Annotated in this window: 9 protein-coding genes; 6 read left to right on the top strand and 3 right to left on the bottom strand. The window is 58.2% G+C overall.

Annotated elements, in window-relative coordinates; genetic code table 11:
* Window positions 1-98 precede the first annotated feature (98 nt).
* The 5 genes from rny to Mal15_RS04740 all read left to right on the top strand — a co-directional run bounded on the left by rny (window position 99) and on the right by Mal15_RS04740 (window position 9,736).
* Entirely contained in the window at window positions 99-1,688 is a 1,590-nt protein-coding gene (gene rny, locus Mal15_RS04760; protein WP_261344586.1) for a ribonuclease Y, read from the top strand.
* 227 nt (window positions 1,689-1,915) lie between these two features.
* Window positions 1,916-4,669 carry a DUF11 domain-containing protein gene (locus tag Mal15_RS04755; RefSeq protein WP_147866712.1) on the top strand — a complete coding sequence of 918 codons (2,754 nt, stop codon included), beginning with the start codon at window positions 1,916-1,918 and terminating at the stop codon, window positions 4,667-4,669.
* 1,105 nt (window positions 4,670-5,774) lie between these two features.
* Window positions 5,775-7,208 carry an IS4 family transposase gene (locus Mal15_RS04750; RefSeq protein ID WP_147866711.1) on the top strand — a complete coding sequence of 478 codons (1,434 nt, stop codon included), beginning with the start codon at window positions 5,775-5,777 and terminating at the stop codon, window positions 7,206-7,208.
* A gap of 512 nt (window positions 7,209-7,720) precedes the next feature.
* Window positions 7,721-8,341 carry a macro domain-containing protein gene (locus tag Mal15_RS04745; protein WP_147866710.1) on the top strand — a complete coding sequence of 207 codons (621 nt, stop codon included), beginning with the start codon at window positions 7,721-7,723 and terminating at the stop codon, window positions 8,339-8,341.
* A gap of 849 nt (window positions 8,342-9,190) precedes the next feature.
* The gene (locus Mal15_RS04740) at window positions 9,191-9,736 is read left to right on the top strand and encodes a hypothetical protein (RefSeq protein ID WP_147866709.1); all 546 of its coding nucleotides are present in this window, start codon (window positions 9,191-9,193) and stop codon (window positions 9,734-9,736) included.
* A 183-nt stretch (window positions 9,737-9,919) separates the two neighbouring features.
* Here Mal15_RS04740 and Mal15_RS04735 read toward each other — a convergent pair whose 3' ends face one another.
* Window positions 9,920-10,303 carry a transposase gene (locus tag Mal15_RS04735; protein ID WP_147866708.1) on the bottom strand — a complete coding sequence of 128 codons (384 nt, stop codon included), beginning with the start codon at window positions 10,301-10,303 and terminating at the stop codon, window positions 9,920-9,922.
* A gap of 231 nt (window positions 10,304-10,534) precedes the next feature.
* Between Mal15_RS04735 and Mal15_RS04730 the strand changes: the two genes are divergently transcribed.
* Window positions 10,535-10,888 carry a hypothetical protein gene (locus tag Mal15_RS04730; protein WP_167546531.1) on the top strand — a complete coding sequence of 118 codons (354 nt, stop codon included), beginning with the start codon at window positions 10,535-10,537 and terminating at the stop codon, window positions 10,886-10,888.
* A gap of 759 nt (window positions 10,889-11,647) precedes the next feature.
* Here Mal15_RS04730 and Mal15_RS04725 read toward each other — a convergent pair.
* Window positions 11,648-12,739, bottom strand: coding sequence for an anti-sigma factor (locus tag Mal15_RS04725; RefSeq protein ID WP_147866706.1), 1,092 nt, complete (start codon window positions 12,737-12,739; stop codon window positions 11,648-11,650).
* 178 nt (window positions 12,740-12,917) lie between these two features.
* Window positions 12,918-13,562: an RNA polymerase sigma factor gene (locus Mal15_RS04720; protein ID WP_147866705.1), complete on the bottom strand. Its 645-nt coding sequence runs from the start codon at window positions 13,560-13,562 to the stop codon at window positions 12,918-12,920.
* Between the last annotated feature and the right edge of the window lie 80 nt (window positions 13,563-13,642).

Below are 13,642 nucleotides of genomic sequence, written 5' to 3'. Positions count from 1 at the left end.
GATCGGCCAGTTTTTACCTGCCGCATTCGCCTAGTCTACCGGTCTCCTGCATCCATCTGAGCGCGGCTGCGCATTTACATACGCTATTCGAGGCTCCCTTGCCTAACCCCCTTCCCCTCGCATCATTCCTCGACGAAGTCTTCTTCCTTTATTCACTCGCCGGAGTCCTCGCCGGTGCGGTGTTGATGATGGGCTATCAACGCTGGAAAGCGGCCGCCTACAAGATCCGGCTGGCGGAAAGAGCCGACAAGTTGATGGACGAGGCGAACCGCGAGGCCGAAGCGCTGCGGACTCAGATCCTGTTGGAGGCCAAAGAGGAGGCGTTGGAGATCAAATCCAAGGGCGAGGCCGAGCTGGCCGAATCGCGGCGTCTGCAACTCAGCCGCGAACAGATGCTCGATCGCCGAGCCGAACAGCTTGATAACCAGGAGGCAGACCTGCGAAAACAGCAGCGTGGACTGGAAAACAGCCAACAACGACTCGACGCCGGACTCAAATCGCTTGCCCAACAGCGTGACGATTTGAACGAACTGGAACGAAAACAAAAGAAGGTGCTCGAAGCGGTCTCCGGGATGACGCGTGCCGAAGCGGGTGAGCAACTGATGAAGGCACTCGATGATGAACTGGAACACGAACGCGGAAAGCTGTTGCTGAAGAAAAAGAAACAGATCAACGAGTCGATCAAGGAACAGAGTCGCGAAATGCTGCTCACCGCGATCCAGCGCTACGCCTCGGCGTTCACCGCCGATTCAACCACCAGCACCGTCGACGTCCCCACCGACGACATGAAGGGCCGGATCATCGGTCGCGAAGGCCGCAACATCCGGGCGTTTGAAAAAGCCACCGGCATCGACGTGATCATCGACGACACGCCCGGCGTGGTGATCGTCAGCGGGTTCGATCCGGTCCGCCGCGAGATCGCCCGACGCGCCCTGACCATCCTGATCGCCGACGGACGCATCCACCCTTCGAAAATCGAAGAGGTCGTCGAGGAGACGAAAAAGGAGATCAACGAACTGATCATGCAGAAGGGACGCGAGGCGGCCGATGAAGTCGACGTGCCGGGTCTGAGCGATCGGTTGATCGAAATGTTGGGCCGCTTGCACTTTCGCACCTCTTACAGCCAAAACGTGCTTCGCCACAGCGTCGAAGTCGCGTTCCTGTCCGGGATGATCGCCGAGATGCTGGGGATGCGCGGCGATCTGGCCCGTCGCTGCGGACTGCTTCACGACATCGGCAAAGCCGCCGATCACGAACTCGAAGGCGGGCACCCCAAGATCGGCGCCGATCTGCTGCGGCGGCACAGCGAATCCGCCGAAGTCGTTCATGCGGCGCTGGGCCATCACGACGAAATCGTGGTCGAACACCCTTACACCATGGTCGTCGCGACCGCCGATGCCTGCAGCGCCAGTCGGCCCGGGGCACGACGCGAATCGCTGGAACGCTACATCAAACGGATGGAAGAACTGGAATCCATCGCCCGGCGGTTTGACGGCGTCCGCGAAGCCTATGCGATCAGCGCCGGGCGCGAGTTGCGCGTGATCATCGACAGCACGACCACCAGCGATGAACAAGCCGCCGTGGTCTGCCACGAAATCGCCAAAGCCTTCGAACGCGAACTGCTGTACCCCGGTGAAATCAAAGTCACCGCACTCAGGGAAACGACATTCACCGAAGTCGCCAAGTAACGCACTCCCCTCACCCCCAGCCTGGCCCCAGCACGACAGCCCTTTCGGACCGTCGCCCGCTGGGTTTCCCGTCACGCTCTTAAAAAAAGGACGCTGAAAAACACCTCACACCCGACCGCCCCGATCCCCCAGATCCGGAAGCGGGCTTTTCACCTGGTGTGCGAATTTGCTATGCCGTAATTCCCACTGGAGGACCAGTCGGTTTTTTCACCAACGGATTGAGACCCATGAAAGCGTTTGGCGTACGACTCGCCGCAGGTGCTGTGACGATTTTGTTGGGGGCCATCATGGCCGCCCAAGCACAAAAGGACCAACAAGCGAGCACCGAATCGGCTTGGACCGAAGAGCAGATTCCACCGGCAAAGGCGGTTGCGCCGATCGGATCCGAATCCGGTCTGCAAACGGCCCAGGCAGAGGATATCGAAATGCTCAAACCGGTCGGAGAGACCGACGCCGGCGACGATTCAAAGGCCTCGCCGGTGCGTTTGGTCCAGCACACCGAGTCGATCGATTCGATGGTGCTGCCGGAAATCCCCGCGGACGCGGGCGATGCGCCGCAGCCGAAAACTGGCGTCGGCGGACGTTCGGTGATGAAGATGCGGCTGCCCAGTTTCGACGAAGCACCGGCGGCTGGCGCTTCGGCCGACGTGGCCGTGACGAGCGACACGCCCGCCGACGACGCCGGACCCTCGTTCTCCATGGGAATGCCGATCGCAGACACCCCGGACGCGTCGTTTCCCGAACAACCGCAGATGTCCGAGATCACCTTCGCCGAGACACCGCTAGATGAACCATCGGCAGACGCATCCACGGTGGGCAACAATGCCGCCATTGATGACCTGGCCGGCCAGCCGCCCGCCAACGATCTGCGTGGTGGCACCTTTGCCGACCCGGCCGATGCCGCTGCGGCCGGTCCCGCCGCCATGTTGACACCGGTAACCGGCGACGGCGCCGATGCCGAGCAGCCACAGTTTGCCGACGCACCCGCTGCCGCGATGGCGACGCCCGAAATAGCGTTGCCCGAGGCAACGACGCCCGAGGCTACCCTGGCCCAGCCGTCCGGGACCACGATGCGGATCCATCGCCAGCCCGCGATGAAGTTGGAGATGGGGGCCGCGCAGTTGCCGATGCAAGCCGATGCGGGACAGCCGGCCGCTGCACCGGCGCAACCCGGCGCGCCTGCGGCAACGATGGGGATCGCTTCACAACCACAGATCGTTGGCAACGGGGCGTTTGCCGATTCGCCACAACTGCAAAACACGACAGCACCAAACCACATCGGGAACGCCAGCGCGTCGCCCTACGGTCAGCCCGCCGCTGCCACTGCTGATCAACGTTATTCTCAACCGGCCGGCGGATTTGGTGCCGCTGACCAATACCCTGCCGCCGCACCCCAATTGCCTGCTCCGCCATTACCTGCGGCCTCTTCCGCGGCGTCGGCCCTGTCGATGCAACAACAATCAATGCAATCCCAGTCGCTAGCTTCACCGGCGGCCACCTATGCGAGTCCAGGCCAACCGGCCGGCGCTGCGATTTACCAGGGTGTCGGGTACCAACAAACCGGCGCTCCGCTGCCCGCCGGCCCCACGTTGGCTTCGCCCGGCGAACGCTATCTGGACGGTCCACAATCTCCGTCGGTCGTGATCCACAAGCGAGCACCCGAGGAAGTGAAGGTCGGAAAGCCGGCTTCGTTCGTCATCACCGTCAAGAACGTCGGCGGTTCAAAAGCGTTGAACGTCCAGGTCCACGATCGTGTTCCCAACGGAATGACGTTGACCGATGCGACGCCGCGTCCCAACCCGAAGTACCAACCCGAGCTGTATTGGGAGCTGGGTGATCTGGAGCCAAACCAAGAACGCACGATCACGCTGCAGTTGACACCCGAGCAAGAAGGGGAGTTGGGCAGCGTGGCCCGCGTCACCTTTGAAGCCGCCGCATCGGTGCGAACGATCAGCACGCGACCAGAACTGCAGGTCGTCCAACTCGCACCGGAAACGGTTCTGATTGGACAACAACTTGAAATCGAATTAGAAGTCAGCAACCCCGGCACCGGCGAAGCGACCGGCGTGATTCTGCAGGAAGACGTGCCGGCCGGACTGGAGCATCCCCAGGGGACTCAGTTGGACAACTTGATCGGCACGCTCGGTCCGGGAGAAATCCGCCGTCAGGTGTTGCGGATGCGAGCGGTCAAACCGGGGATCGTGCAGAACCTGATTCGCGTTAAAGGCGACGACGGATTGGAGACCACGCATACGATCGCGGTCGAGGTTGTCGCGCCGGAATTGAAGGCGACGTTGACCGGACCATCGCGTCGCTTCCTGGAACGCCAAGCCACCTACGAATTGGAGATCGCCAACGTGGGGACGGCCGAGGCGCAAAACGTCGAATTGAGCGTCCAGCTGGATCGCGGATTCACGTTCGTCAAAACAGACTTCGAAGGACAATACGATGCATCGCGGCACGCGGTGTTCTGGTCGCTGCCCGCATTGCCGGTCGGTCAGTCCGGGAAGGTGCCGTTGACGCTGCTGCCGGTCGAAGAAGGCAACCGCGTGTTGCAAACCGTGGCGACGGCCGACTTGGGAATTCAAACCAAATCGGAAAGCCAAGTCGAAGTGGCATCGCTAGCGGAATTGACGTTTTCGATCAGCGACACGGCCGACCCGATCGAAATCGGCGGCGACACCGTTTACGAGATTCGAATCAGCAACACCGGATCGCGCGACGACACCAACGTCAAGGTCGCGTTGCAGCTGCCGCAAGGGCTGCAGTTGGTCGAACAAGGTGACTTCACGCCTCAGGGGCAAGGCATCATCGCCTTCTCGCCGCGGGCGTTGCTGAAGGCCAATGACGAAATGGTGTACCGAGTCAAAGCCCGGGGCATCGCCGCGGGGCGTCATTTGGTCAAAGCGATCGTCACCAGCGATCAATCCAACGTGCCGGTGACCAAAGAAGAGAGCATCATGGTCTACGCCGACCGCTAATGAAGTTCAAGCGACGCAGCGGAAGCCGCCAAGGCTTTCGCGCTTTGTAAAACCGCTGTCCCCAGCTGTTCCCCCCTGACCGCCACGCGGGTGTTTTGGCGCCAAGAAGTTTTTGAAGAAACTCGATCACCAGGTCACGCCGAACCACAATCTCTTCCGAAGTACCTGTTTGGGCTCGGACTGCCGGAAAGCGAGCATAGCTGCCCTACCACTTTGGAAACCACTCGCGATCCTTTTCGGGCAGATTCATCACGCCCAGGCACCGTCGAAATCGTTCCACTGACATCCTAATCGCTCCCGCGTTGATCCAGGGTGTGGGACTTGTTCCGCATCAACGGTCAGCCAATGGTCTCCGAAAACGCCCGCGACCGGCAACGCAAACAGGAGGCATCGAAACGCACCTCAAGTTTCTTCAGTCGATCCGAAAACCTTAGTGACTCGCGGACTGCTTGGCTGCCCCTGCAGGGTGCCGTAAGATCGGGTGGCGGGAGATATTCCGCGGTCCAACCACGGAATAGGTACTTTTACCGCGCTCGGACCACCAATAATTGATCGTTCGCGCTGCTAACCGACGCCCAACGGCAACGGCCCACTTCTTCTCTGTGTCTCTCCGTGGCCTCCGTGGTTGACTATTCATCCACAGTTTGATTGATGCGCTCGAAGAGCGCCCATCGGATTTCACCAGACCTCTGTTTCCTGGGATTCGCTATTGATGTCACGGTTTGAAGTGTACGCCGATGTAGCTGCTTGAAGGACCTCACGCAAAGTCGCCAAGCCGCAAAGATTTGAACCCGCTCCTTTGCGGCTTGGCGCCTTTGCGTGACTCTTGTCTCACTTGGTGCGCGATTGACTCGGCCGAAGAAGACATACCGACGCCTGACAGGGTAACTGCTGAGTGTTTGCCGAATCGAATACCGATCGTTGGAACGCATTTGGCGGCCCGGGCAATGTGTCTGAGGCCCGGAGGGCCGGTAGAGTGTCTGCCGGTGGCGTCAGCCCTCGTTGTTATACACAAATTTTTGATGATGTATTGATTCGCGAAATCGCTCAAACTGTTGCTCACAGGGAGTTCAGGTGCACGACAGGTAGCAACGGAGTGTTTGCGATGGTGAGCCAATGGGTGATTGACGAATTAGAAACGGTGGATCTTGGCGACAAGAGACGAAATGAACGACTTGCCGAAGTGCTCTCCGCCATGGCTGGTTTGCCGAGCAAGAGCATTCCTGCTGCAGTCGGCGCAGGACACAACGAAACAACGGCAGCCTACCGACTTTTTGATAACGATGCGATCTGCTTTGAGGACATTTTAGCGCCCCATATAGATGCCTGCTATAAGCGTCTTGCTGAGCAAGAAGTTGTCATCTTGGCTCACGATACGACGGAACTGGATTTGACGAAACCTAACACGCAAGTAGAAGGGGCCGGTCCGCTAGATGGCAGTTCACGCTACGGCGAGTTGCTTCACCCGCTGATGGCGTTCACTCCCACCGGCACGCCCTTAGGAACCGTTGCAGCGGAACTTTGGACTCGCGAGGAAGGTCCGTCAAAAGCCGATGATCGAAAGAAAGTGCCGATTGAAGAGAAGGAGTCTCTGCGATGGCTTGAAAACCACCGCGAAGCACAGTTAATCGCTAGCGAGCACCCCGAAACGCAAGTTGTCTGCGTGGCTGACAGCGAAGCGGACATCTTTGAAGTCATCGAGTGTAATTCCGATTCTCCAAAGAACTTTTGGTGGATTATTCGCAGTTGCTATGACCGTTCGATCGTTGATCAGCACGGTCGGCCATCAGGAAATCTGCATGAAAAACTCGCCGCGAGCAAAGTACGCTACACCAAAGCGATAACGATTCGTTCGCACCAACCCAAGTTAGCCTGTGACAAACGAGCACGCAATCAACCGCGAGAGGCACGCCAATGCGAACTCGAGGTGCGTGCAACGACGCTGACACTGAAGAACCCCTATCGGCCCGATCGACACCTACGGCCCACGAAAGTCAACGCGATTTGGGCTCACGAGATCGATCCGCCTGAAGGGGATACGCCTATCAGTTGGCTGTTGCTGACCAATATGCCGATTTCGAACAAGGAAGAGATTGAGCTGGTGTTGTCTTACTACTGCATTCGCTGGTTGATCGAAGTATTCTTCCGAACTCTCAAATCAGGCACTCGCATCGAAGCAAAGCGGTTTGAAAAGATCGAACGATTCGAGCGTTGTCTCGCTGTTTCGATGATCTTGGCGTGGCGAACGTTCTACAGCGTGCGGATCGGTCGCGAATGTCCAGACGTCAGCTGTGAAGCAGTATTCGTAGCCGACGAATGGCAGCCGGTATACAAGATCGTCACCGGGGAAGATCCGCCAAAGAAACCACCGACGTTGAAGGAGATCGTCCGCATGATCGCTCGGCTTGGCGGCTACATCGACCGACCACGACATGACGAGCCTGGCACCGATACGGTCATGCGCGGCATGGAACGACTCTACGACATCAGTAGTTGTTGGCGAAGCTTTGGTCCAAATGCAACCAGATCAGGGGAATGAATTGTGTATAACAACGAGGGCGTCAGCCACCGGGGACGGATTCCAAGCGATGCTCAAGACATAGCGGGCCGACACAGTATTCAGCCTTCCAACGCTTCCGGGCGGCTAGGAGACTGATTGTGCCGGCCCCTCAGGCCTCTGTCGTTCATTGCATTTGAGACCGGTGGTTGACACCATCGGCAAGCACTGTGCCAGCCCTAGTATCTACCCCGTCGACGTTGTGGGCTTCATTGCGGATGTACAGAAAAACGGCAGCGTCATCGAAGTGGAATGCCCCAGGGTGTTTCCGATCGAATACATTCACCATCAGCGACGATGGCTCAACGTGTCGTCGTGGCCGATCCGCGCGAACGTCCTGGTGCACCGCAGTCGGCGAGTACGAGTACGATGAAGACGGAAAGCCAGAACCAAGAACTGCACCGAGGGTCGCAGCGGTGGCTTTCAACAAGTCAATGTCCACCGCGCGTCCTCGGTGTATCCAAACGTTCTGTCACTTGGGGAATCTCGATTTAATGGCACTACCAATTGACTTGTGGCTCATCCATCCCGAGGCGGAAATGTGCGATGCCTTCCGCGATCGCTTTGATGGACTGCCGCGCGTCTCGGTGATCCAATCTCGCTTCGAGGATCTACCGCCTCACGACTGTTTCGTCACCGCTGCAAACGCGTTCGGGATCATGAATGCTGGGATTGACGCCGCCGTCATTCGATTTCACGGCGACAAATTGATGCGACGCATCCAAACGCGAATCATGGACGAATACCTCGGCGAACAACCAATCGGCACATCATTCATTGAATCAACCGAGAATCCCGACTATCCGTTCATCGCTCACTCGCCAACGATGCGAGTTCCGGGATCAATTGAGGGTACCGACAAGGTGTATGTGGCGACGTGGGCGTCGCTTCTTGCGATATACCGTCACAAAGCATCGAACGATACACAAATCGAAACTGTCGTGTTTCCCGCCATGGGCGCTGGTTTCGGGGGTGTGCCGTACCTTGAGGTCGCGCGGCAAATGGCTGTCGCATACCGTCACTACCTCAATCCGCCCCACCGCATGGATTGGGATATGGTTGCTGGTCGACAACGCGCAATACATTACGATGGTAAACGTCAGGTATCGCGATGACGTGACGGAACAATGCGATGAACCACAGTCGCGGTAGCCGGGCGATTTCGCGATGGACAATCAATTTCCGCGACTCGATTATCGCGGCCGTTCACGCTACTAGCCGACGCGTGGCGGCAACGCCGCGTCAACTTTCGTGTTTTTCGCGTCTTTCGTGGTTGCTCTGTTCTCCGCTGATCACAGAACTGCCCAACGCCTGACGGCAACGGCCCACCTCTTCTCTGTGTCCCTCCGTGACCTCCGTGGTTGATCATTCATCGACGGTTTGATGGGTGCGTTCGAAATGCGCCCATCGGATTTCATCAGACCTCTGTTTCCTGGGATTCGCTCCACACCTCACGGTCCGATTGGTTCCACTTGCGTACTGCGACCTTGCTGGAAGGATCTCACGCAAAGACGCCAAGTCGCAAAGATTTGGCCTCTCTCCTTTGCGGCTTAGCGGCTTTGCGTGATCCGTGTTGACGGGTTCACGGTCGACTCTGGCAAAGAAGACAATCCGACGCCTGTGGATCGAGTACGAGTACCGCGATGCGGAGTGCGAGTACGATCGTAGGCAACCGACGCCCGAAGTGCCGGCCGCTGATTGCGACACTGGATTTTCCACGGCCTTTCCAATCGAGTACATTGGCCACCAGCGGCGATGGTTCCCACTGGCGTGCCGACCGAACGAAGGAACCAAACGATGCACCCCAGTTCACTCATTGTTGCGATCGACAGACCTTTACACCCTTGCGACATTCACTCCACGTTCGCTGCCAACCGCTTGGCCCGTGAACGGGGTGATCGTCGACGTTACCCGAAAGAATTGTGCTTTCTCTGATTCGATCCTTTCTCGAACACCGGCGCGCGATGAAGATTGTTGCGGATAAGGCATCCGCTTATCGAGCAAGCGATCGCTTCCAGGAAGTTTCTATCAAACCATTCGTCTTCGTCCGACATCATTCCCAAACGTTGGCAAAAAGAAGTACACCGGAAGAACATCAAGCTGATCTGTACTCTTGGGAATGCGAAACGCACGTTCCTTTCTGGGGTGACTCTCTCCGCATTCATTTCTTAACGACCGTCGATCAAGTTTCCCCCCCGGTAGCTAAACGTATCGTCGATGTCTTGACGTACGAACAGTGCCTCCGCGACGGAATTGACGCCACACTTGCACAATACTATCAATCAACCGTTTTGTCGCGCTTTGAATTTGATGCATCCGGGCGGAAACTCCCTCGTTCACCATCAATCAAAAAATTGCGGGCGATGTATGGTAAACCTGACTTACACCTCGACGCATACGACGACTCTGAGACGCCGAAACGGTTTTCTCTCTACTTCACCACAAGTTGGAACGTTGAATACCCTGTTGAGCTTGTCATCGATGGTTGGTCTATCCAACGAGTGCGTTGAATCCTGTCACGGTGAGCGACTGCGGGTAACCAGTAAGGATTCGACTTCGCGAGCTTGCGAGCCGAAGTTCAGGTCCTCTGTTCAAGAAGCCCGGTAACACTCGCGCGGCCGCCTCGATCACTCTTGGATTTTGCTTCGAACGACTGGGCTCGTTCCAGACGCATCTAGCAGATGCGGTGCGTCTTAGCGGTCGCCATGCAGGTCCCCTCCACAGTGGGCACAGCGGGGTTCGCTGACTAGCCGTTCCGACTGCGGGGCGTGGCCGCTGGCCAGCCAGTACACCCAGCCCAGATGCATCCACACCAGAAGTTGCAGCTCGTCCAACCCGATGGCCGAATTGCTGCTCATCCAGCCATAGTGCCGAACCTTTTGGAATCCGCTGGGGAGAATGTGCTGAGCGAACCCCTCGACGAACTTGACACCTTCAACGTTCCGCTCGATCGTCCGCTTGGCCATGCCGGAGAGTTGCAGGTCTTCGCTGAGTTTTTGGCGAAGACCCTCGGGAAAGTATTCGCCCAGAGCGGCAGACTTTTGCGAATTGCGGCGACGATGGTTAGACTTGGACATCGTGTGTTCCTTGTGGAACGAGTGTGTGAAACGGTTCACCGTGAACCGCTCCTTCCATCAAGGTGCCATACCCCCAAAAACTCCCGCCGCGCAGCGGCTTACTTGAACCATCGCGTGCACGGGGAGGCCCGTTGCTTCGGTTTTACGAATGGACGCTCAACTAACGGGCCCCGGTGACGCGGGCCGTTCGCCCACAGAATGAAATCGTTCAGACCCAAGTCGACGACGTTCATGAACCCTGGCCAGTACTGGAGCATTCCGGTAAGTGGCGGTCGTTTCGGTTGCGGTGTCGTCCTTGCCCTCGTCGAACGCGAGGGCAAAGCAGATTCTCGAATGTTCCTTGCCGGATTACTTGATTGGATTGGAGACAGGCCACCTGCGTCTACGGACATTGCGAATCGTCCTATAGTCGCCGAACGTTTTGCCCACATCAAAATGATTCACATGACTGGAGGAGAGCTGATCGGCGAGGTTTCTCCTTGGTGGGGCTACAATAGATCTGTTCCGTTCAACGATGACGTACCAACAGTTGGCTACAACGTGTTCAGCCTTCTTGCAGAAAAGCAGGCGGATGCACAGATATGAAATAGGGCGAACCAGCGGATGCATGTGAGTCACCGAGTTAAGTTTATTGAAGTGGTGAATCGGTCGCGGAACAAACGTTTTTATAGACTGCCTATCTGACGCACTGATGCGATACCAAGTCATTTTCCAGTTTCCGCAGAGATTCTTCGCGACAGGCGAAGAGATTATCGAATTCGAAAATAGGTTGTGCGCGTCGCTTCCGAAGACGTGCGATGTCGACGGGTACGACACCGGACCAGGAACAACTTTGAGTTGAGTTTGTTTTTTGTAGAGTCGTTCGCGGCGGCTCGTTGATTTGTAACGCCCGCCACCTCGATGAGCGTCTTCGATACTTGGTGATCCCCCTCACCCCCTGCCCCTCGCCCCCAAAAACCGGCTCGCTGGAGCTCGCCAGATTTTGGGAGCGAGGGGAGCCAGTGTGATTTTTGTTGCGCCGCGAAGGGTAGAGTCGCCCGATGTCGCTGCGAAACGTTGCCTCGGTCGCAACGCTTTGCGATGGCAATCGACTTCACCCCCATCGGTGTAGCACGCCCTGCTTCACGAGTGCCAAATTCGGTTGCCATTCATTCGTCTGCCACAACATGTCCGATCGAATTGGGGGAAGGAGATTCTTTCCTGGGGTGGCGGTCACTTCGCTTCGCTTGTTCCCTGACCCCAGGCTACGGATGTGCATGCCTGTTGGGCAAACGAGATTGGTGACGAGCCTGGAACGGTCTCCCCACGGATCGAGCGGATGGGGAATTGCGTTGGGACGCGGTGCTAGCGTTGGATGGAGATCGTGAACGGCGGGCGCCAGCTGGGTGACAGGCTGGCGTCGTCGATGTTGACCCCGGCTTCGCTGGCGCCGTGGTGATTGAACAGCGGGTGGTCGGGCATCGAATCGAGTGCCTCGGCGCGGATGAATCGAATGCTGCCGTCTTCGTACAGCACGTTGATCCCCTGACCGCTGTGGCTGAAACGTAACTTACCGGGATCGTCGGCATGGCTGGCCGGACCCAGCGGGGCATCGGACATGACCGCGAACGAAGCCCTGGCCTCGAATCGTGGTGACGAGAATCCTTGATCGCCGATCACGCCCAAGGTGTAGGCGTAGTGGCCGCCGGCAAGTTGTTGCACCTGCTTGAGTTCGTTGACCGACATCTGGTGAAGTGACTGCACCGAGGGCAAGGTGGAAAGGGCAACCGATGTCGGCTCGGCCAACGTGGAATCGCCGATGGGGGCGAACGCCGGCAGGTCCGCCGACGGGCACCAACGCAGATCGGGTTCGTCCAACAATCCCGCATCGGCCAGCCGGATCGCGAACATTCCGGCAAAGGCTTCCGGCCCGCTCTCGGCGACTTCGGGCAACCGCCCGTGCTCGCTGCGGTAAACGTATTGCATCAACGCGTTCCAGTTCCGTCGCAAGCGGTCTTCGCAAGCCACCTTTCTGGCTTCGAATCTGCCCGCGGCGATCGTCGGCAACAGCAGTGCCAGCAACGTGGCGACCGACAACAGCCCGCCGATCGAGTCCATCATGTTCCAGCGGTTGCCCCCCGCTCCGGCCTCGCCCGACAAATCCACGTCGGTCAGCATCACCGGGGCGGGCGGTTTGACAGGGCTATCCGAGGTCTCGCCCATCGGCGGGATTCCGTCGGGGATCGCGGCCAGGGTGCGGGCCAGCAAGTCTTCGCTGGGTCCATCGAAATCGGGGCCATTGACGACGTCGTCGCACTGTTCCAGCGGTTCCAGGCAGCGCTGGATTTCTGCGAGCTGTTCACGACCCTCGGGATTGTCGCGGAGCCAATCCGAAACGCGTTGCATTTCGTCCGGCTCAAGCGCTCCGAGTAGGTATCCAAGCAGATCTTCGTGCATCGGCAGGAAATGCGGCGGGCGAATGAAGGTTGGACTCGGCTGCGGTTGCAGCGGTTTGCGAGTGTGGCTTAGTCCAGTGTTACAATGTCCTACGCACAGCGGCCCGAAGCGGTTCAGATGATGGTCCGGGGCGCGTTCCTGGTCCTGCAATTCTACAACATTCGCGCGGGGGGCGTGCTTATTCGCGTGGCGCGGCGTGGGATTCTTCCCACATCACGCCCAATCGCTGGACGGCAGCGTGCAGTCGGCTTTTCACGGTGCCGACGGGAATCCCCAGGACTTCGGCGGCCTCGCGATATTTCAGCCCCTGGTAATAAACCAGTTGAATCACCTGCTGCATGGGCTGGCCGAGCGAAGAAATGGATTCTTTCATCCAGTCGCCATTTTCTTGCGACGATGCTGCGACCACGGGGTCCGGGGTTCCGCCGACCAGTTTTTCCGCCCAGCTGGCGTTCCGTTGTTCGCAGTCGTTGGGGGTGCGATCCAGGCTGACCATGCGATGCCGTTTGTTGCGGCGTTGGACATCGATGGCCTGGTTGGTCGCGATCGCGTACAGCCAGGGGCGGAAGCGCCTCGAGCTGTCAAATTGTTGGCATTTCAGGTGAACCTGCAGAAACGTCCCCTGGAACGCGTCTTCGGCCATCTCGGTGCTGCCGATGTAGCGCCGAAGGTAACTATAGATCTCTCGCTGATAACGCCCCATCAGCTGGTTGAACAACGAACGATCGCCGGTTTTGCGATAGGCGGCCAGCAGTGCCTCGTCGCTCAGTTCCTCGGTTTCGGTCACCGAAGCGGGGCGGACGGAAGCGGTGGTGGAGGACATGGGCCGAGGTTCCGATGAGCGGGCAGGTGGTCGAGCAGACAGATGGTTAATGGAATCGAGCGGTCCATAGAACGCGTCAA

The organism is Stieleria maiorica (assembly GCF_008035925.1).
Taxonomy (GTDB): Bacteria; Planctomycetota; Planctomycetia; order Pirellulales; family Pirellulaceae; genus Stieleria; species Stieleria maiorica.
This window is presented reverse-complemented; position numbering and strand designations above follow the sequence as displayed.

What these genes read in the sequence shown, in the direction of transcription:
- Mal15_RS04730 (WP_167546531.1), top strand. Translation starts at nt 10,535, where the DNA reads ATGAACCCTGGCCAGTACTGGAGCATTCCGGTAAGTGGCGGTCGTTTC.
- Mal15_RS04755 (WP_147866712.1), top strand. Translation starts at nt 1,916, where the DNA reads ATGAAAGCGTTTGGCGTACGACTCGCCGCAGGTGCTGTGACGATTTTG.
- Mal15_RS04740 (WP_147866709.1), top strand. Translation starts at nt 9,191, where the DNA reads ATGAAGATTGTTGCGGATAAGGCATCCGCTTATCGAGCAAGCGATCGC.
- Mal15_RS04725 (WP_147866706.1), bottom strand. Translation starts at nt 12,739, where the DNA reads ATGCACGAAGATCTGCTTGGATACCTACTCGGAGCGCTTGAGCCGGAC.
- Mal15_RS04735 (WP_147866708.1), bottom strand. Translation starts at nt 10,303, where the DNA reads ATGTCCAAGTCTAACCATCGTCGCCGCAATTCGCAAAAGTCTGCCGCT.
- Mal15_RS04750 (WP_147866711.1), top strand. Translation starts at nt 5,775, where the DNA reads ATGGTGAGCCAATGGGTGATTGACGAATTAGAAACGGTGGATCTTGGC.
- Mal15_RS04745 (WP_147866710.1), top strand. Translation starts at nt 7,721, where the DNA reads ATGGCACTACCAATTGACTTGTGGCTCATCCATCCCGAGGCGGAAATG.
- Mal15_RS04720 (WP_147866705.1), bottom strand. Translation starts at nt 13,562, where the DNA reads ATGTCCTCCACCACCGCTTCCGTCCGCCCCGCTTCGGTGACCGAAACC.